General features: G+C 54.3%; 17 protein-coding genes. All 17 read right to left on the bottom strand.

What is annotated here, in order from left to right; genetic code table 11:
- Position 1: 1 nt before the first annotated feature.
- On the bottom strand, positions 2 to 532 hold the full coding sequence (locus tag AC8GFZ_RS14380; RefSeq protein WP_506645689.1) for a D-sedoheptulose-7-phosphate isomerase: 531 nt from the start codon (positions 530 to 532) through the stop codon (positions 2 to 4).
- A gap of 55 nt (positions 533 to 587) precedes the next feature.
- Entirely contained in the window at positions 588 to 1,415 is an 828-nt protein-coding gene (locus tag AC8GFZ_RS14375; RefSeq protein ID WP_506645600.1) for an SDR family oxidoreductase, read from the bottom strand.
- Positions 1,412 to 2,161, bottom strand: a complete 750-nt coding sequence (locus AC8GFZ_RS14370; RefSeq protein ID WP_506645599.1) for an SDR family NAD(P)-dependent oxidoreductase — start codon at positions 2,159 to 2,161, stop codon at positions 1,412 to 1,414. The genes AC8GFZ_RS14375 and AC8GFZ_RS14370 overlap by 4 nt, the downstream gene beginning before the upstream one ends.
- On the bottom strand, positions 2,151 to 2,993 hold the full coding sequence (locus AC8GFZ_RS14365) for a sugar phosphate isomerase/epimerase family protein (protein ID WP_506645598.1): 843 nt from the start codon (positions 2,991 to 2,993) through the stop codon (positions 2,151 to 2,153). The genes AC8GFZ_RS14370 and AC8GFZ_RS14365 overlap by 11 nt, the downstream gene beginning before the upstream one ends.
- Positions 2,994 to 2,995: 2 nt before the next feature.
- Complete coding sequence (locus AC8GFZ_RS14360) at positions 2,996 to 3,739, bottom strand: SDR family oxidoreductase (RefSeq protein ID WP_506645597.1); 744 nt, start codon at positions 3,737 to 3,739, stop codon at positions 2,996 to 2,998.
- A 9-nt stretch (positions 3,740 to 3,748) separates the two neighbouring features.
- Positions 3,749 to 5,548 (bottom strand): thiamine pyrophosphate-binding protein, encoded by a 1,800-nt coding sequence (locus AC8GFZ_RS14355; RefSeq protein ID WP_506645596.1) that lies wholly within the window; start codon positions 5,546 to 5,548, stop codon positions 3,749 to 3,751.
- Between the two features lie 294 nt (positions 5,549 to 5,842).
- On the bottom strand, positions 5,843 to 6,712 hold the full coding sequence (locus AC8GFZ_RS14350; RefSeq protein WP_506645595.1) for a class I SAM-dependent methyltransferase: 870 nt from the start codon (positions 6,710 to 6,712) through the stop codon (positions 5,843 to 5,845).
- The gene (locus tag AC8GFZ_RS14345; protein ID WP_506645594.1) at positions 6,709 to 8,670 is read right to left on the bottom strand and encodes an N-acetylneuraminate synthase family protein; all 1,962 of its coding nucleotides are present in this window, start codon (positions 8,668 to 8,670) and stop codon (positions 6,709 to 6,711) included. The genes AC8GFZ_RS14350 and AC8GFZ_RS14345 overlap by 4 nt, the downstream gene beginning before the upstream one ends.
- Positions 8,649 to 10,013: a GHMP family kinase ATP-binding protein gene (locus tag AC8GFZ_RS14340; RefSeq protein WP_506645593.1), complete on the bottom strand. Its 1,365-nt coding sequence runs from the start codon at positions 10,011 to 10,013 to the stop codon at positions 8,649 to 8,651. The genes AC8GFZ_RS14345 and AC8GFZ_RS14340 overlap by 22 nt, the downstream gene beginning before the upstream one ends.
- A complete protein-coding gene (gene rfbH / locus AC8GFZ_RS14335; protein ID WP_506645592.1) occupies positions 10,010 to 11,353 on the bottom strand; it encodes a lipopolysaccharide biosynthesis protein RfbH in 1,344 nt (447 codons plus the stop codon). Before rfbH ends, AC8GFZ_RS14340 begins: the two co-directional genes overlap by 4 nt.
- Positions 11,354 to 11,381: 28 nt before the next feature.
- Positions 11,382 to 12,479 carry a CDP-glucose 4,6-dehydratase gene (rfbG, locus tag AC8GFZ_RS14330; protein ID WP_506645591.1) on the bottom strand — a complete coding sequence of 366 codons (1,098 nt, stop codon included), beginning with the start codon at positions 12,477 to 12,479 and terminating at the stop codon, positions 11,382 to 11,384.
- A 4-nt stretch (positions 12,480 to 12,483) separates the two neighbouring features.
- Positions 12,484 to 13,257, bottom strand: coding sequence for a glucose-1-phosphate cytidylyltransferase (gene rfbF / locus AC8GFZ_RS14325; protein WP_506645590.1), 774 nt, complete (start codon positions 13,255 to 13,257; stop codon positions 12,484 to 12,486).
- Positions 13,258 to 13,600: 343 nt separating this feature from the next.
- A complete protein-coding gene (locus AC8GFZ_RS14320; RefSeq protein ID WP_506645589.1) occupies positions 13,601 to 14,578 on the bottom strand; it encodes a Bug family tripartite tricarboxylate transporter substrate binding protein in 978 nt (325 codons plus the stop codon).
- Between the two features lies 1 nt (position 14,579).
- Positions 14,580 to 16,358 (bottom strand): acyl-CoA dehydrogenase, encoded by a 1,779-nt coding sequence (locus AC8GFZ_RS14315; RefSeq protein WP_506645588.1) that lies wholly within the window; start codon positions 16,356 to 16,358, stop codon positions 14,580 to 14,582.
- Between the two features lie 66 nt (positions 16,359 to 16,424).
- Positions 16,425 to 17,357 (bottom strand): electron transfer flavoprotein subunit alpha/FixB family protein, encoded by a 933-nt coding sequence (locus AC8GFZ_RS14310; protein ID WP_506645587.1) that lies wholly within the window; start codon positions 17,355 to 17,357, stop codon positions 16,425 to 16,427.
- Position 17,358: 1 nt separating this feature from the next.
- Positions 17,359 to 18,108: an electron transfer flavoprotein subunit beta/FixA family protein gene (locus AC8GFZ_RS14305; RefSeq protein WP_506645586.1), complete on the bottom strand. Its 750-nt coding sequence runs from the start codon at positions 18,106 to 18,108 to the stop codon at positions 17,359 to 17,361.
- A 140-nt stretch (positions 18,109 to 18,248) separates the two neighbouring features.
- Complete coding sequence (locus AC8GFZ_RS14300; protein WP_506645585.1) at positions 18,249 to 19,544, bottom strand: TRAP transporter large permease; 1,296 nt, start codon at positions 19,542 to 19,544, stop codon at positions 18,249 to 18,251.
- Position 19,545: the final 1 nt, after the last annotated feature.

The raw sequence follows: 19,545 nt of genomic DNA, 5'->3' as shown, positions 1-19,545 counted from the left end.
TTTAACGTTTTTGTCCAAATAATTCCTCTTCAATGCAGGCGCATAAACAATGTTCGATAAGTAAATGCCCTTCCTGAATTCGTGGTGTCGAATTGGAAGGGACACAAATACAGATATCGCAGAGCGGCTTCATAGCCCCTCCACTTTGCCCTGAAAGCCCAATCACTGTCATGCCTAGCGCCTTCGCCTGTGCGATTGCTTTGATAATATTTGGCGAGTTTCCACTGGTGGAAATGGCGATAAATACATCGCCCTGCTGTCCAAATGCCTGGATCTGGCGTGAGAAGACATCTTCGAAGCCGTAATCGTTGCCGATTGCTGTTAGAACCGAGGTGTCTGTCGTCAGTGCAATAGCTGCAAGAGCAGGGCGATCAAAATAAAAACGGCTGACCAACTCACCTGCAAAATGCTGAGCATCGGCTGCGCTTCCGCCGTTACCTGCAATCAGCAACTTTCGCTGCTCACGATAAGCATGCACGCAAACGGCGCGGCTTGCAGTAAAAGCACTTTCAATTTCAGCGCTAGCCTGCATCTTTTGATGCATCTCAAACGTCTCATGCATTTGCTTCGAGAAAGTTAGTGTGACATCACCAGACACTTCGCCCCCCGTCTATGACTAGATTGGCGCCATTCAAATACTTGGACGCATCGGAACAGAGGAATACTATGGCACCACGATATTCATCTGGTTGAGCCATGCGCCCCATGGGAATCAATTTGACCAAATTGCTGACAAATACATCGTTCTGCCCCGCATAAACACCCCCAGGCGAAAGCGCATTGCAGCGAATTCCCTGATCGCTCCAGTAGGTCGCCAAATACTTGGTTAGTCCAATCAGGCCATGCTTGACAACAGAATAGGTCACTGGCTTAACGGGCTGTTCGTGAGGAGCTTTTCCCTCAATGCGATAAAGCCGTTGATCAGGGGCAATGACACCCAAATCGGAAGCGATGTTAACGATGGCGCCACCCCTGCCATCTTCCGCCATCTGCGCCCCAAACACTTTCGCGCAATGAAAAGCTCCACCAAGTCCCACCTCCAGATCAAGTTTCCATTGCAGATCAGGGAAGTTTTCGAGTCGGGAAAAGTTTTGCCCTTCTGAGCCTTCAACTTTGGGATTGCGAGCGGCGTTGTTGATCAGAACATCCACGCGCCCGATTTGCTGATGAATTCGCTGGGAGACATCTCGAATCGAAGCTTCCGACGTTACGTCTGCCACATGCCCTGTAAAGCGGTTACCAAACTCAGTCGACAAGCGATCGAGATTTTTGGCAATGCCATCGGCATTAATATCCAACAAAACGGGATGCGCTCCAAAGGTGGCTACTGCAGCAGCATGCTGAAAACCCAATAACCCTGCACCACCTGTGATAACCACTGTCTTTCCCGCCATCGAAAAAAGAGATTGATTCATATCTTAATTTGCCCCCCGTCAACTGTAACTACAGTGCCGGTCATAAATGAAGCCTTGGGAGAACAAAGAAACGCAGCAACGTTCGCGACTTCAGCAACATTCCCGAACCTCCGCATTGGGACATTTGTTTCCAACATAAGTTGGACAGCTTTATCATCTAACTTCAATTTATTCTCCCAAGTGGAGCCAGGAAACAATACATTGCCAGGTGCAAGTCCTACGATGCGAACACCGTCTTGTGCCAAAACTACGCTGATTCCTCTCACGTAGCTATTTAACGCTGCTTTGGCAGCCGAATACGCAATAGGTGCCCCTAATGCTGCCAGCCCACATATGGACGAAACACACAGAGCCGCGCCCTTGGATTCAGCCAACGCCTCTCGTGCAGCCGCAATGGTATTTACAGCGGACACAAGATTTAGGTTGAGCATACGGCTCCACTCTTCACTACTCTCAGTACCCGGCTCAACAGAGGTGCCACTGCCAACATTGGCTATGACGATATCGATTTTTCCAGCCGATTGGCGAGCAGTATCTACGACCTTTCGCGCCTGTTCTGGTATGGAAACATCGCCAACTATGTAAAGCACGCCCATGGATTGCGCACTCTGGGACAAAGCACCAAGATCTCGACCATTAAGGATGACCTGACATCCTTCATCGTGCAACGCCTGGGCAATGCCACGACCGATCCCACGCGATGAGCCCGTGACCAACGCAACCTTCCCAGTCAACTCAAGATCCAAGATAGCGCTCCAATAAAATTTGTGTTTTGTCAATATACCGAGCCAGAGTCTCTGAATGATCGCCATCTTGGGCTCGCGCTGTTTGCAATATCACAAGGCCTGAGTAGCGAAGCCGGCCGAGATTCTCAAAGACCGCTTCGAAATTCGCGTTGCCGGTACCCAGGGAGACTGTTGTCCCACCGAGCAAGCGATCCTTCATGTGCACGTTGTAGACGCGTTGGCCATAGGCAGCAAACTCATGGACGGGATCGAAGCCTAGGCTAGCACTGTTGCCTATGTCGTAGTTGATACCAAACACATCAGCAGGGAGTTTCGCGATAAACGCCGCCAACGCATCCGGCGAAAAATCCGATTCAAAGACAATACCGATCATTTTCTGTCGCAGAAACTCAACGCGGGCCATCAGTTCGGCAATGAGCAACGCCTCCTGCTCAGCCGATTCCAGCCGCCCGTTGTCCACCAAAGGTACGACCACAAGGCGCAAACCCAGAGTAGCGGCGCCTTCCAGCACTAAGTCCAACTCCCGCAGTCTCCGCCCGAACTCCTTACCCCGAACCTTCCAGAAAGGACGCTGCATGAAACAATCGCCGGTCAGAGTGCCCACCTGCAATGCATAGCGCTTGCTCAGTTGATGGATCTCTTCTCGCCCAGCCACCGTGCAAAAGGGGTTGTCTTCCAAACCTTCCGCATCCAGCGTCCACTCCAGCCAATGCAGTCCTAGCTTTTGCGCGGCAGGAAACTCATCTCGCCAGTGCTCAACAGGGAAAGCCTGAATCTTTCCATCGATCTGATCGACGAGTCGGCCTTGCATGAATCCAATGCGGTTTCGCATGCTTATAGTCCTTTCGCGGTCCAACCACCGTCAACCACCAGATCGGCACCGGTCATGTAGCTGCTCGCATCCGACATCAGAAAGATCGCAGCCCCCAACAGTTCGCTCGCCTTGCCCCAACGCCCCAGCATTGTTCGCGCAGAACGCGCTTCACGCTTGACGGGGTCGTTGAAGCTGCCCTTGGTCATATCCGTCTCAATATAGCCCGGCGCCAAGGCATTCACGCGGATATTCAAGGCACCCCAATCGAGCGCCAGCGCCTTGCTCAGCATGCGCAGCCCGCCTTTGGATGCCACATAGGCCGGATTCCCCGGAAAACCCTGAAATGCGCCGATGCTGGTGACCATCGCAATAGAGCCACTCTTTTGTGCAGCCATCACCTTAGCCACCGAACGGCAGCACCGGTAAGCGCTGCTCAAATTCACGTCCATCGTGACGCTGAATACATCGTCTCCCTGCGCCATCTCTGTGGTGGGATTGGTGACCCCCGCCACATGCAAATAGCCATCAATGTGGCCGTGGTCGGCATGCGCCCGTTTCACCAGTCGATCAAACGCTGCGCCATCGGTAATGTCACAAACCTGATAGTCAAACGCAATATTCGATGGCGCAGCGGAACGAGAAAAACCCAGCACCTGTGCTCCAGCCTCCTGGAGACCTTGCGCAATCGCAAGTCCAATCCCCCGCGAGGCACCGCTCACCAAGACAACGCGCCCCTTGAGCGAGAAAAGGTCCAAGGCAGACATCATGGAGCCTTATTCATCCAACAAAGGAATCAGCATGTTCCGCTGCAATTCTTCTCTGGACAGGAAGGGAAACAAATCCTCCAGCGGCGAAGAAACCATCTTGCCATCCGGCAACTGCTTCGAAGCAACCCGCGGAATGCGTGGTTCCTCGCGCATCACCACCACCTCACAGAGCAGCGGCCCCACATGGTCCAGCGCCTTCTGCAACTGTGCCTTCAAGTGGGGACCGTTTTCAATTCTTAGGAAGTCAACGCCGTAGGCTTTGCTGAGCGTCTCCAAGTCCGGTAAGCGGAGACCGCTGTTCTCGTCGGCACCGACTTGTCTTTTGAAATAATTCTGCTGTGAGCTGCGAATGGAGGCATAACCTCCGTTATTTACAACAAAGCACTTCACGGGCAGATTATTTGAGGCTAGGGTCGCGAGCTCTTGAACATTCATCTGCAGGCCCCCATCGCCCTCGACGCAAATAGTACGGCGGCGTCCTGCGGCCAAGCAGGCCCCGATGGCGGCCGGCAGGCCGAAGCCCATAGAGCCCGTGCCCCGGTTATGGAAACAGCGCTGACCCGCCTTGAGCCTCAGCGCCAGCAGGAAGAGCTCGGCCGTAAACCCCGCGCTACCCGACGCGATGATGTCTTCGTTGTTAAGCAAATCGGACAGCACATCCGTGAATTGATAGAGGCTCAGGGGCCCGTCCGTCTTGCGATGCTCCGGCTGAAGTAAGGGATACGTTTTGCGCCAATCCTGGATCTTTTTGAGCCAAGCCGCATAAGAAGGCAAACCTGCGTCCTTGCCTAGCTCTTTATGGATAGCCTCCAGAAATGCGCGGGCATCGGCCACGACGGGCAAGGCGATATCCATCTTCATCTTCTGAATTTCAGCCTGATCGATGTCAACCATGATCTTGACCGCACCACGTGCAAATCGCTCGTGCGCATAAGCGGTCATCGCCATATCCAAGCGACAGCCGATGACGAGCACACAATCTGAATTTTGCAATGCAAAATTTGCCCAGCGCGGAGCGATTGCCCCTGGTCGTCCAGCGTAGAGCGGATGATCATCCCCTATCAAATCCATGCCCAGCCAAGAGGTAAGCACCGGAATACCAGTCTTTTCGGCAAACTGCATCAACAAACCTTCGGCATGCGCACTGCGAACGCCACTGCCCACAATCAAGACGGGGCGCTGAGCCCCTTGCAACAACTTCACGGCTTGTTGGATTGAGTCTTGTGCCACGGGCGCCGGCAACACCGGAGTAGGCTTGTTTGCACGACGCAATGTGGCCGGATCAATCACCATGGCTTGAACATCAAGGGGAACCTCCAACCAAACCGGTCCACGGCGCCCCGATAGAGCCGCCGCTTCCAGCTCATCAAAAACTACGCCGATGTCTTGCGCGTTGATCAAGGTGACGGCCTTCTTTGTGATGGATTGGACAATGGTGACGATATCCGCCTCCTGAACACCCAACATACGCAATTGAGTACCTGTTTTCAGGTCAGCTGTTTTGACTTGACCGGAGATAAAGAAAACGGGCGTGGAATCCAGCCAAGCCCCCAGGGTGGCCGTCAGCAAGTTGGTAGCACCAGGGCCACTAGTCACCAGGCAAGCACTGGGACCCGACAGCAACTTGCCCGCCGCCTCCGCTGCAATACCGCAGGCTTGCTCATGAAGGCACACCACCGGCTCGAGACACTCGTGGCGCGCTGCTAGTGCGTCATTGAGGTGCATTGCACCACCACCGGGGAGGAAAAAGACTTGCTTGATTTGAAGTTGGACCAAGCGATCCATGATGTAGTCAGCGACACGCATGATTTAATTTCAGTAAGTTTACAAAAGGAGGATTCGAGAAGGCTCTACGCCCAGACTTTTGAGATTTTCCGCTATAGCCTCGCTACCCCACGAAACGGTAATTACCCAGGTTGCAAGGGGGAAACGAGCAGATGCAGCCACGCTATCTCCCAAAAGAGCAACTCTTGCATACATAAATACCAATTTGAGTTGGCAAGGCTCCGCGTCTAGAAAATTCAGTGCTCCGTAAAAGGGGCGCGGACTGATAACAAATCGGACAGAGGACTAGGCTATCAGTAGGGCGCATTTCCACCTTTATTTCGCCAACGTGCAAGCAACGAAAAACTGATGAAACTCAGACGCGCCAGAACTTATTTTCTTATCTTCAAATTTAAGTACTTCAAGGCCAGACGATCGAACCAAAGACTGGACAGATTTGCTGGTAAAGAAGTTCACATGTTCATGCCAATGACGCTTCGCAAGCAACCGTTCGGGGCCGGTCGTGTAGGTTCTCATGTGTACTTCGTTAGGGACTTCAAGATAAAGCACTGAGTTTCTATTCATAACCTTGGAGATTTCAGAAAGCATGACTGCAGGGTAAGGCATGTGCTCCAGCACATTACTGCACACCACCAGGTCATAGCTGTTTTCCATGGCCTCCTCGAGGTTGACGCGTGACACCCCAGGTATTGGCTCAACCTCACTGATGTCAAAAACGCGAATGCAATTGCCCCCATCTTTGAATGGTGTATTTACCCCGGTATCGCCCCCCCAGTCCAGAACGCTAAGCGTCTTCGGCAACAAAGGGCGCAAAAACTTCTCCACATCATCAAGGTAGCTGATGCCATGTTGGAAACCCTCATTTCGGATTCGATAGCCTGGCTCATATGCTTCTCTCAGTAGCGTGTATTCTTCGTCGCGGTAACCCGTATACAACCTAGATAAGGCGCCATCATCAAAGCGAATATCTAAAAAAATCAGACCGCAATCACGGCAAAACAATGAGTTACAAAGCGAATAAGCGCGCCCCTCCGGGATTGTTTGAAGCCCCCAACTCGAGTCGATGTTCACTGGTGCCCATCCAAATGCACGATCAGCCACAAAGGGCATTAAGACTGCAGGGGATTTTGCAATGCTTGAACAGCCACAACAAACACATGCAGTTGCAATCAACTCATCTTTCATTGAGTTTTACCTAGCGTTAACGGTTCCAACTTAATACCCTCAAGCATATCGAGAGCATGCCAGAAGCCTGCTCCATGATCTTTGTGGCCCTGCCAAACTTCCGGAATAAAACTAAGCCTAGTTGCTGCGCAGATCGCACTCCAAACTGGAGGCCAGTTCACATCTCCCGTCCCCATTACAACACCTTCGCCATTCGTACCGGCAGCATCAGACACATGCAAGTGCGCCGTATAGGGCAGCAACAGTTCCAAGGCCTTCTGAAAATCGAGGTGGAAGTGGTTGCAGGTCATTTGCAAATGCGCCAAATCCAAGCATAGGCGCAACCCAAACGCCTTGGCTTGATGCGCCAATTCCTCAGGCATCATGAAAATGTTTTGATGCCGCTGCCCACCAAAGTGCCAAGGGAAGGGCGCCATGTTTTGCGGGATCAGTTCGGTCCGCCCCCACTGGATTTGCTTGCAAGCGTCATGGAAACGTTGGTACAGCACTTCGCGATGTTCCAAGGGAAATGGCGCGTCGGCAGAGAAGCCGCCCACGTTACCTACGATCAGCAAGGAATCTGCCTTGGGGAAAAACGGTGCGATCGCCAAGGTCGCATCAACCACTCGCTGAAGGTTTTGGATCGAACGCGTACGATAGGCTGCATCCGCGCTCGATAGGTCCAGGAGCTCGCTATTTTCAAATAGCTCTGGCGCATGCACGACAAGACGTGTGCAGTGCGTAGCCTGGAGGTAAGGTGCCGGATCAACAGAAAGATCACGGTAAGAGAGGTGAAATTCAAACAGATCCGGCTCGATGCGCTGCGCGAAGTCCGCAAAATCGTGATACCGCACAGGAATACCCCATTTCACAGGGAAAGCATATTGCCGCTTGGCTATCCCCAGCCCAGTGATGTCACTCTCATAAAGGAAGTCACCTTGGGCAACCGACCTCTGAGCGGTCTTGCCGATTAACTCGGGCAGACGATAGGGCGGCAGACCTTGACCAGGACTGGCGACACGGAAGCAATTTTCCGAGAACACTTGCCCCATTTGGATGGGTCGCTGCGCCACAACGCTTTTTGCTAAGTTTTCCCGATTGAGGAGCTCGCCTTGGCTCACGTGCCGCGCTGGACCGTCCCAGCGTAAAGCCAGCTCAACGCTGCGAATACCATTGACCAGGTTTTTAAACTCCGCGGGTTCAAGGCTCGCCAGATGGTCGGGGCCCTCAAGCCCTCTATCCAAGGTGATGTGCCGTTCAACGATCCGCGCACCCAGAGCCACTGCGGCAATTGTGATTGCCGTACCTCGCTCGTGCCCAGAATAGCCAATCACCGGGTGCAGTTCCTTTAATCTCGCGATGTACGGTAATTGAATATCGCTCTCGGGTGCAGGATAGGCGCTATTGCAATGGAGTATGCCGAAAGGGGTGCCTAGCGCTGTCAGCTGTTCGATCGCACGAACTATTTCGTGCTCGTAAGACATACCCGTGGAAAGAATAAGAGGCACGCCGACAGAGGCAGCCTTTGCAATCAAATAGGGATTGCAAAGATCGGCCGACGCCATCTTCATAGCGGGAACATCCATAGTCGCCAGGGCATCCACACTAGGTTCGTCCCAGGGAGTGCACATATAAGTCACGCCACGGTGGCGGCAGAAGTCACGCAGTTCGCGGTGTTGTGCAAGCGTAAGTTCGACCTTGTTCAGCAAGTCCTGGATGTACTCAGCACCCAGGTCCTCGGCAACAGAGCCGTCGGCACGGATGCGGTAGAGCGCCTCGCGATTGCGAAGTTGGAACTTCACGCAGTCAGCGCCGGCATCGATCGCAGCGTCCACCAAGCGCATGGCCATCGCAAGATCGCCCTGGTGGTTATTACCGATTTCAGCAATGATGAAGACCCTCTCACCGCCGATTACATGCTTATCGATCGTGAATGTGTTGGGAACTGTTGTTTCGGTCATAAAACTTTGGTACGCCAAGAAGTGACACCACTCGTTTCAAAGCGGAAGCTGGATAGTTTGCAATTGTGCTTACGCAGTTCGTCGGCAACTTTCTGGCGATACTGGGGCTGCACAAAAAATAAAAAGAAGCCCCCCCCCCCTGCACCCAATAGCTTGCCGCCCAAAGCGCCAGCATTGCGCGCGGCTTCGTAGATGGCATCGATCTCCGGCGAGCTAATGACTGTGGAAAGACTGCGCTTGAGCTGCCAGGCCGTATCCAGATTTCGACCGAAGTCCAGCAACTCACCGCGAATGAGATGTCTGTGCATTTGACGGCATAAATCAACCATGATTGCCACGTGCTCCGCCTTCGCCTCTTGTGTATAGGCTTCTTTCTGCTGATGGTGCAATTCACCCGAGTTATGTTTAATTCGAGAGTCACAAAGGATCAGACACTCTTCCAACTCGTTAAGGATTGTGGATTCCATCCGGATAGCATGCACCAGATTTTTCTTGCCATCTAGCTCGATCAGGTTGAAACCGCCAAAGGCCGATGCATATTGATCTTGCCAGCCACCGGCAACGCCAAAGCACACTCGCTCGGCTTGGAACGCCAACTCTGCCACTTCGTAAGTCGACCAGCGATCCAGTCGCATCTCATTGAAGGCCGCGACGACCGCCGTGGCCACCGCGGACGAACCTCCCAACCCGGAGCCGACGGGGAAATCTGAGCGCACATACAGATCGAAACCGTAAGTGGGCTTAATGACAGACACCACCGCGCGCAAAAGGCCGCGACTGTCTGACAACAGTAGGTCAATCAAGGAACCGTACTGTTCGTGCATATCGAGATCTTCAGAGTAAATGTGGATCTCTTCGTCAGCCCGAGGGATCAAGGTAGCGTGGCAGTAAAGCGCTACGGTGGTGCTAAGCACAGCGCCTGGGCGATCCACAAAATAGTAGGTTACATCGGAACCTCCGCCGCTGAAGCTGATGCGCACAGGCGCACGCGCGCGGGTCAGAATGGGCGCCTCGGGCGAAGCCAAGTCGTACTCGGGCGTCACCAGATCAACCAACTTGCCATCGGCGTCCACACGGGGTATGACATGGAAGCCCAGATCCAGCAGTTTAAGGATCTCTTCGCGACTCGCATCGACTGAGACACTGCGAAAATTTCGATTCATGCACGACAGCACCAGGTCGGAGGTGCTGCCCCCAACCAGCAGATGACGGCGCAGGTCGCCATTCGTGATCAATCCGACTAAGATGCCTGACTCTTCCAGCACAAATACGATCTGAAAGCGGCTGGACTCCATGCGCTTGAGTGCCGCGAGCACATTGCTCGTGGCCGCCAACGTCAGCTGCTCAATGAGATTGTTCAAAAAGCAACTCCCAGGTAGCCCTCAATCTTCTGCGCTGCGAATTCCAGCATCTCCCGTGTCAGGGAGGGCTGCACACCGATCCAGAAGGTCGAGTTCATCACATTGTCGGTATTTGTTAGATCGCCACTTACGCGGTAGTGGGCCCCTTGCATATAAGGCTGGCGCACCAGATTTCCGGCAAACAGTAGCCGGGTGCCTATCTTGCTTTGGTCGAGGTAAGTCAACAGATCCAGTCGGGAAACGGGACAGTTGTCTTTGAGCGTTATCGGGAAACCAAACCAGGAAGGATCTGAGTGCTCGGTAGCCTGAGGCAACTGCACAAACTCTTCGCAAGCAGTCAGACGATCCTTAAGGAAAGCAAAGTTGTCTTTTCTCGCCTGGATGAAGCTTGGAGCTTTCTCCAACTGGGCCAAACCGCAAGCAGCCTGCATGTCAGTAATTTTCAGGTTGTAGCCCAAGTGACTGTAGGTGTACTTGTGATCATAGCCATGAGGCAGGTCGCCCAGTTGCTGGCAAAAGCGTTTGCCACAGGTATTGTCTTTGCCTGGCTGACAATAACAGTCTCGACCCCAATCGCGAATGCTTTCGGCAATGACTTTGAGTTCGTCATGCTTGGTGAATACTGCGCCTCCCTCCCCCATGGTGATGTGGTGCGCTGGGTAAAAGCTTAAGGTGGCGATGTCGCCAAAGGTGCCGACCATTTGTCCTCGGTAGGTTGTACCCAGCGCATCGCAGCAATCTTCGACCAACCACAAGTTGTATTTTTTGCACAACCCCGTTACCACGTCCAGGTTGAACGGGTTGCCTAGGCTGTGCGCCAACATGATCGCTTTGGTCTTTGGGGTAATGGCCGCTTCGATTTTGCTGGCATCGATGTTGTGATTTAGCGGATCTACATCAACAAACACCGGCACTGCACCAAATTGCAAGATCGGGTTGACAGTGGTCGGAAAACCGGCAGCCACACCTATTACTTCGTCGCCTTTTTGTATAGCCCGCTCACCCAACTTTGGCGAAGTTAAGGTATTGAAGGCTACCAGATTAGCCGATGAGCCCGAATTAACTGTTATCAAATGCTTGATACCGATGAAGGCTGCCAACTTCTTCTCGAACTCAGAATTGAAGCGCCCTGTTGTTAGCCAGCCGTCAAGACTAGCCTCGACCATGTACTTAAGTTCCTGGGCGCCAATGACTTTGCCAGATGGAGGCACGGCGGTCTGGCCAGGTAAAAAGGCCAGGGGCGCATAGATCACATCGGCATATTGCTGCACCAGGGCAGCGATTTCGCGGCGGATGGCGTCGGGGTGCTTGGGTGTGAATTGAATGGTCGAGGCTGTCATTTTGATGATAAAAATTATTGATGCGTATTTATGAATGAGGAATTGTTGATGTAAATTTACGAATTTGGATCAGGCACTGCTGGTTCATGTCCTCATTTGCCAGCCAGGCTCGATGCCAGTCATTAATGTGTTCGAGAGCACTGGCCAATGGCCAGCGTGGTTGCCATCCCAATCGCGCTTTGGCCTTGGAGATGTCAAGTTTGAGGTAGTTTGCTTCATGAAGGTGCTCGAAGTTGTCTTCCTGCCAACTGGCACCTTGGGCCCAGGCTCTTGACATATATTCAACGATCCATTTAACGGAACGGACATCATCGTCCTTAGGGCCGAAGTTCCAACCTTCTGCAAAGGCTTGACCTTGAGTATAAAGTTCCTCGGCAAGGCTTAAGTAACCCGACAGAGGCTCCAGCACGTGTTGCCAAGGTCGGGTGGCATGGGGATTACGGATTATCACTGGCTGGTTTTGTTCGAATGCGCGCAAGATGTCTGGGACAAGGCGGTCGGCGGCCCAGTCGCCACCGCCAATGACGTTGCCGGCTCGTGCTGTGGCAACAGCCTTACCTTGGGATTGCAAGAATGAGAGACGGTAAGCACCGGTAATCAGTTCAGCACAGCCTTTGCTGCTGCTGTAGGGGTCATGTCCACCCATGGGCTCGTCTTCTCGGTAGCCCCAGGCCCATTCCTTGTTGTCGTAACACTTGTCAGTGGTAACGACCACTATTGATTTCACGCTTTTTACCTGGCGGGCTGCTTCCAGCACGTGCACTGTGCCCATAACGTTTGTGGCATAAGTTCCGACTGGCTCGGCGTAGGACAGTCGCACCAAAGGCTGGGCTGCCATGTGGATCACGATATCGGGTTGCGCTGAACTCATGGCTTTTTGCACAGTCACAAGGTCGCGGATGTCGCCCATGGTATTGCTGGCGAGGCCTTTAGCTAAACGAGCCACGGTAAACAGATTGGGTGAGGTGGAAGGCGCAAGGGCAAGACCATGAACTTCTGCGCCCAGGCTTTGCAACCACAAACTGAGCCAACTGCCTTTAAAACCAGTGTGGCCGGTTAAAAAAACACGTTTGCCACGCCAGAAATCGGGGTTAACTGTCATCGCGTGCGAAGCTTGGCCATCCATGGCGTTATTCCCATTTCTTCCAGGGTGCTTGGCCACTGGCCCAAAGGTTTTCAAGCGTTTGCTTGTCGAATAAGGTGTCCATGGGTTGCCAGAAGCCATGGTGCTGATAGGCCATGAGTTGCCCATCCGCAGCGAGTTGCATCAAAGGCTCTTGCTCCCAGACGGTACTGTCGTTTTGTATATAGCCCAGCACTTTGGGGGACAAGACAAAAAAACCACCATTCACGACCGCTCCGTCACCCTTTGGCTTTTCTTTGAAACGCATGACTTGCCGGTTTTGAATGTCGATGGCCCCAAAACGACCTGGGGGAAAGGCTGCTGTCAAGGTAGCGGCTTTGCCATGGCTGCGGTGGAAAGCGATGGAGGCGGTGATGTCAACATCACCCACTCCGTCGCCATAGGTAAAGCAAAAAGACTCTTCGTTTTTAAGGTAATCAGCCACGCGGCGCAAACGACCCCCGGTCATCGAACTGTCTCCTGTGTCAACAAGCGTAACTGTCCAGGGTTCAGCGCGCTTATGGTGAACTTCCATGCGGTTGGATTGCATGTCGAAGGTGACATCAGACATGTGCAAAAAGTAGTTTGCAAAGTACTCTTTTATGAGGTAGCCCTTGTAGCCACAGCAAACAATAAAATCATTAATTCCATGATGAGAATATATCTTGAGGATGTGCCAAAGAATTGGGTACCCCCCTATTTCGACCATCGGCTTGGGACGTATAGCGGTTTCTTCGGAAAGGCGGGTACCCAAACCACCAGCTAGAATGACTGCCTTCATTATTATTGACTCCACACTGAAATAAACTTTGTAATCGTTGTGCTTTAGCAAGGCGAGTTTTTAGGCTTGCTGGCGCACTCTATATTTTACCTCGGAGGCGAAGACAAAGTCATTATTTTGACCAGCCGAACACGCTACCGCAGTACCAAAGCACCATGAGTGTGTACATTTGGCAGGCGCCTAGGTGTGCGACCCTCACTCAGATTAGATTGGATTAATTAACCGAGAAAACAAGGTTTGTTCGACACTGAGCAAAGATTGTATCCTCAATGAACTTCTGCCGAATTGAGCGCCCCGCAATTCCAAGGTCTTGGCAAAAGACATACAAATAAGGAATAAATAATCAATCCAACTGCAAATTCAACCCCTTCGCCGTCGCCGCCCAAATGCGGTCTTGCTCTTGCAAAAACTTCACAAATTGCTCAGGCGTCAATGGGTCGGCTTGAATGCCCAGGTTATCGAATTTCTCCACCACCGCTTTGTCCCTCAGCATATTCGTCGCGATATCGTTCAAGCGCTTGGTGATGGCGGGTGGCAAACCTGCGGGGCCGAAAAAGCCAAACCACCCTTGGGCAACAAACCCGGGATAGCCGGACTCTGCGACTGTGGGGATATTGCCGAGGATGGGCACGCGTTTCGATCCAGTGGTGGCCAGCACTTTCAAGCGCCCACTGTTGTAATTGGCCACCGTGTTGGTGAGCGAGCTTTCGAATGACAACTCCACCACGCCGGAGAGCAAATCTTGCATGGCCGGTGCTGCGCCCTTGTAGGGGATGTGGACCATGCCAATGCCGGCATCAAACGACAGTTTTTCAGCAATCAAATGGGGCAAGGATCCCAAACCCACGCTGGCGTAGCTGATTTTTCCGGGCTGGGCTTTGGCGGCTTTCACCAAATCGGGCAGCGAGTTGTAGGGCGTCTTGATGCCTGCCAAGACAGCACCCGGGGTGTTGACGATATTGGTGATGGGCGTGAAGTCTTTGGCCGGCACAAAGCTCAAAGATTTGTGGATGTGGGGGCCAATCGACATGGCACTGACCGTCATCACGCCCAGGGTGTAGCCATCGGGCTGCGCTTTGGCCAATACCGCCGTGCCAATGTTGCCGCCCGCCCCTGCCCGGTTGTCGACCACCACAGGCTGGCCTAAACCATCGCTCAATCGCTTGGCCAACTCGCGGGCGACCAAATCGGTCACACCCCCGGGCGGAAAGGGCACGATCATGGTGATGGGCTTGACCGGATAGGCCGCTGGCGTTTGGGCCATCGATAAGCTTGAAGCCCCCGCACACACAGCAAAAACAAAGGCGGCGATTTTGATCATCTTAAAAAGCCTCCAGCGCCATGTCAGTCACGCTGCCCGCACCTTCCACAATGCTGTCACGCAGGCCTGGGACTTTGCTCAAAATGTGGTCGGCATAAAAGCGCGCTGTGACGGCCTTGGCTTTCATGAAGGCATCGTCAGGGTTCTTTTGGGCCACCAGATAGGACCGGGCCAACTGCCAACCGGCCATCACATTGCCCGCCAACATCAAATACGGCACGCTGCCTGCAAAGGCGGCATTGGGGTCGGTGGCGGCATGGGCGACGATGAAGTCCACCACCTCTAAAAATGCCTGCCGGGCAAAGCTCAGGCGTTTGGCCATGGCTTTGGACTCTGCCGTGCCCAAGGTGAGCAAGGCCACTTCGGTTTTTTGCACTTCGCTGGCAATGGCCTTGGCGGTTTGACCCCCATCGCGAGAGGTTTTGCGTCCCACCAAATCGTTGGCTTGAATGGCGGTGGTGCCTTCGTAAATGGTGAGAATTTTGGCGTCGCGGTAGTACTGTGCTGCGCCAGTTTCTTCAATGAAGCCCATGCCGCCATGCACTTGCACACCCAGCGAGGTCACTTCCAAGCTCATCTCGGTGCTGAAGCCCTTGACCAGCGGCACCAAAAATTCGTAGAAGGCTTTGTTTTGCTGGCGCGTTTCAGCTTCAGGGTGGTGGTGAGCGGCGTCAAAGGCCGCAGCAGCCACCGACGCCATGGCACGGCAACCTTCGGTGTAGGCGCGCATGGTCATGAGCATGCGCCGCACATCGGGGTGGTGGATGATGGGTGCCGCTGCTTTGATGGAGCCGTCCACCGGGCGGCTTTGCACCCGGTCGCGCGCATATTGAGTGGCCTTTTGGTAGGCCCGTTCTGCAATGGCGATGCCTTGCACACCCACGGCGTAACGCGCGGCGTTCATCATGATGAACATGTACTCGAGGCCACGGTTTTCTTGACCTACAAGGTAGCCCACCGCGCCGCCGTTGTCGCCATATTGCAGCACGGCGGTGGGGCTGGCTTTGATGCCCATTTTGTGTTCGATGCTGACGCAATGCACATCGTTGCGCGCACCCAAAGAACCATCTTTGTTCACCATCACTTTGGGCACCACAAACAAGCTGATACCTTTGACACCCTCGGGCGCGCCCGTGACCCGCGCCAACACCAAATGAATGATGTTGTCGGCCATGTCGTGTTCACCGTAGGTGATGTAAATCTTGGTGCCGAACACCTTGTAAGTGCCATCGGCTTGCGGCTCGGCACGTGAGCGAACCATTGACAAATCCGAACCCGCTTGGGGTTCAGTGAGGTTCATGGTGCCGGTCCACTCGCCGCTGACCAATTTGTGCAGGTAAGTGGCTTTGAGTTCATCGCTGCCAGCGGTCAACAAGGCCTCGATGGCGCCGTCGGTCAGCAGCGGACAAAGCGCAAAACTCATGTTGGCCGAATTCAAAATTTCGCCACAGGCCGCGCCAATGGTTTTGGGCAAGCCCTGACCGCCCATGTCGGTGGGGTGTTGCAAACCTTGCCAGCCACCTTCGGCGTATTGTTGGTACGCCTGTTTAAAACCTGCGGTGGTGGTGACCACGCCGTCTTTCCAGGAAGAGGGGTTTTTATCACCCTCCCAGTTCAACGGCGCCAGCACATCTTGGTTAAAGCGGGCGCACTCTTCAAGCACCGCTTGAGCGGTTTCCATGCCCGCCTCTTCAAAGCCTGGGATCTTGGCGATCTCTTCCAAGCCAGCCAAATGCTGCATGTTGAAGAGCATGTCTTTGACGGGGGCGGTGTAGCTCATGGGTACCTCAGTACAAAATCAAGTGACCCAAAAGCCACGCCTTTGGGTCAGGCCAGGGCTGAAAAATCACAGTTGGGAGACCAACTCCGGCACAGCGACAAACAAGTCGGCTTCCAAGCCGTAGTCGGCCACGCTGAAGATGGGCGCTTCCGGGTCTTTGTTGATGGCGACGATGACTTTGCTGTCTTTCATGCCGGCCAAGTGCTGAATGGCTCCACTGATGCCGCAGGCCACATACAACTGCGGCGCGACGATCTTGCCGGTTTGGCCCACTTGCCAATCATTGGGCGCGTAGCCCGCATCGACCGCTGCTCGGCTGGCACCCATGGCCGCACCGAGTTTGTCGGCCAAGGGCGTGATGACCTCGGCAAATTTCTCCGAGCTGCCCAGTGCACGACCACCGGACACGATGATCTTGGCGGCAGTGAGTTCGGGGCGGTCGTTCTTGGCGATCTCGCTGCCCACATAGCGGCTCTTGCCCCCGTCGGCCAGGGCACTGACCACTTCCACGGTGGCCGAGCCCCCTTGGCTGGCCGCCGGGTCAAAACCCGTGGTGCGCACGGTGATGACCTTGACCGCATCGGTGGCTTGCACCGTGGCCATGGCATTGCCGGCATAAATGGGGCGCTCAAAGGTGTCTGGGCTGTCGACGCGGGTGATGTCGCTGACCTGGCCCACATCGAGCCTGGCCGCCACACGCGGCGCCACGTTTTTGCCGCCTGCTGTGGCGGGAAACAAAATGTGGGTGTAGCCAGCGGCCAGAGCGAGCACCTGGGCGGCGACGTTTTCGGCCAGGCCATGGGCCAAACCGGCCTCATCGGCATGCAGCACTTTGGCCACGCCTGCGATGTGGGCCGCGGCAGCCGCAGCGGCAGCGGCGTTGTGGCCGGCCACCAGCACATGCACCTCTGGGGCGCAGGCCAAAGCGGCGGTCACGGTGTTGAGGGTGGAGCCCTTGATGGACTGATGGTCGTGGTCAGCGATGACGAGTGCGCGCATGTCAGATCACCTTTGCTTCGTTTTTGAGTTTGTCAACCAAGGCCGCCACATCGGCCACTTTGATGCCTGCGCTGCGCTTGGGTGGTTCGCAGACCTTCAGGGTCTTGATGCGGGGCGCCACATCCACGCCGAGGTCTTCGGGCTTGAACACATCGAGCTGTTTTTTCTTGGCCTTCATGATGTTGGGCAAGGTGACATAACGCGGCTCGTTCAAGCGCAAGTCGGTGGTGATGACCGCTGGCATTTGCAGCGACAGCGTCTCCAAGCCGCCGTCGACTTCACGCGTGACTTGCACGCGGCCATCGACCACTTCGACTTTGGAGGCAAAGGTGGCTTGGGGCCAATCGGTCAGGGCCGCCAGCATTTGTCCGGTTTGGTTGCAATCATCATCAATGGCTTGCTTGCCCAAAATGATCAGGCCCGGTTGCTCTTTGTCGGCCAAGGCTTTCAGCAACTTGGCCACCGCCAGGGGTTGCAACTCTTCAGCCGTTTCGACCAAGATGGCACGGTCAGCGCCAATGGCCATGGCGGTGCGCAAGGTTTCTTGGCATTGGGCCACGCCACAAGAGATGGCGATGATCTCGGTGGCAAAGCCCTTTTCTTTCAAACGCACGGCCTCTTCGACCGCGATTTCGTCAAATGGGTTCATGCTCATTTTGACGTTGGCAATGTCCACGCCAGATTGGTCGGACTTGACCCGCACCTTGACGTTGTAATCGACCACGCGCTTGACGGGCACCAAGACCTTCATAAACAACTCCAAAAAGATGAAACATCAACCCACTTGCGGGTGTTGAACGGTGGGACAGTGCCCAGGGAAAACACGAGATTGTAAGAGCAAAACACTCACTTTTAGCACGGTCGTGCTTTTTCGCCCATACCCAGGGCGCCTCACATCTTGAGCAGCTGTGGAACGATCAAAATGATGGGCGGAAAAGCCACCAACAAGGCCAGAACAGCCACCAAGGTGTAGACGAAAGGCATGACGCCTCGGAAGATGGTCGAGGTGTCCAGATGGGGCAAGAGGCTTTTCACCACGAACATGTTCATGCCCACGGGCGGGCTGATCAGGCCAATCATCACCACCAACACAATGATGATGCCAAACCACACCGGGTCAAAACCCAGGCTGACCACCAGGGGGAAAAACACCGGGATGGTCAACAAAATCATGGACAACTCTTCCATGGCGGTGCCGAGCAAAATGTAGATCACGCAGATCGCCACCATCACGCTGATGGGACTGATTTGGTAAGACATCACAAACGCCTTGAGGTCGTTGGGCATGGAGGTGAAGTTGATGAAGTTACCAAATATCAAGGCCCCAACCAAGATCATGAACAACATACCGGTGGTGCGGGAGCTGTCGATCAAGATGTCCAGGGTCACACGCCAGGTCAGGGCTTTGCGGGCCAAGGCGATGCAAAAAGCGCCAAAAGCGCCAATACCAGCACCCTCTGTCGCGGTGAAGACGCCGCCATAAATGCCGCCCATCACGATAAAGAACAACAAGGCCACAGCCCACACATCCTTGAACGCCACCCATCTTTCAACCCAGCTGGAATGTTCCGCACGGGGACCCCAACTCGGGTGGCGCCAGGTGATGAAAGAAATGGTTGCGCACATCAGGACCACGGCCATCAACCCTGGCAAAAAGCCAGCTGCAAACAGTTTGCCGATGTTGGTCTCGGTGACCAAGCCATAAATCACCAAGATGGTCGAAGGGGGGATCAAAATGCCCAGGGTGCCGCCAGCGGCAATGGTGCCAGCGGCCAACTCGTCGGAGTAGCCATGCTCGCGCATCGAGGGATAAGCCACCTTGGTCATGGTGGCTGCCGTGGCAATGGATGAGCCGCAAATGGCCCCAAAGCCCGCACAGGCCATGACGCTGGCCATGGCCAAACCGCCCCGAAAGTGGCCCACCAAGGTGTAGGCCAAGCGGTACAACTCTTTGGACATGCCCGCACGGGTGACGAAGTTGCCCATCAAAATGAACAAGGGCACGACCGACAAGGTGTACTGAAAACCCGATTCATAAACCGTGGAAGTGGCCGATGCCATGGAAGGCAACACACCCTTCATCCACCACAACCCCAAAAAACCCACCAAGCCCATAGAGATGGCAATCGGCACCCGAATCAGGGACAGAGACAACATGGCCAACAGGCCCAAAATGGCTTCAGTCATG

This window comes from Limnohabitans rimovensis (SeqCode) (assembly GCF_965234775.1).
Lineage (GTDB): Bacteria > Pseudomonadota > Gammaproteobacteria > Burkholderiales > Burkholderiaceae_C > Limnohabitans > Limnohabitans rimovensis.
Note: the sequence above shows the minus strand (reverse complement) of the source record. Positions and strands in the feature narration are given on the sequence as shown.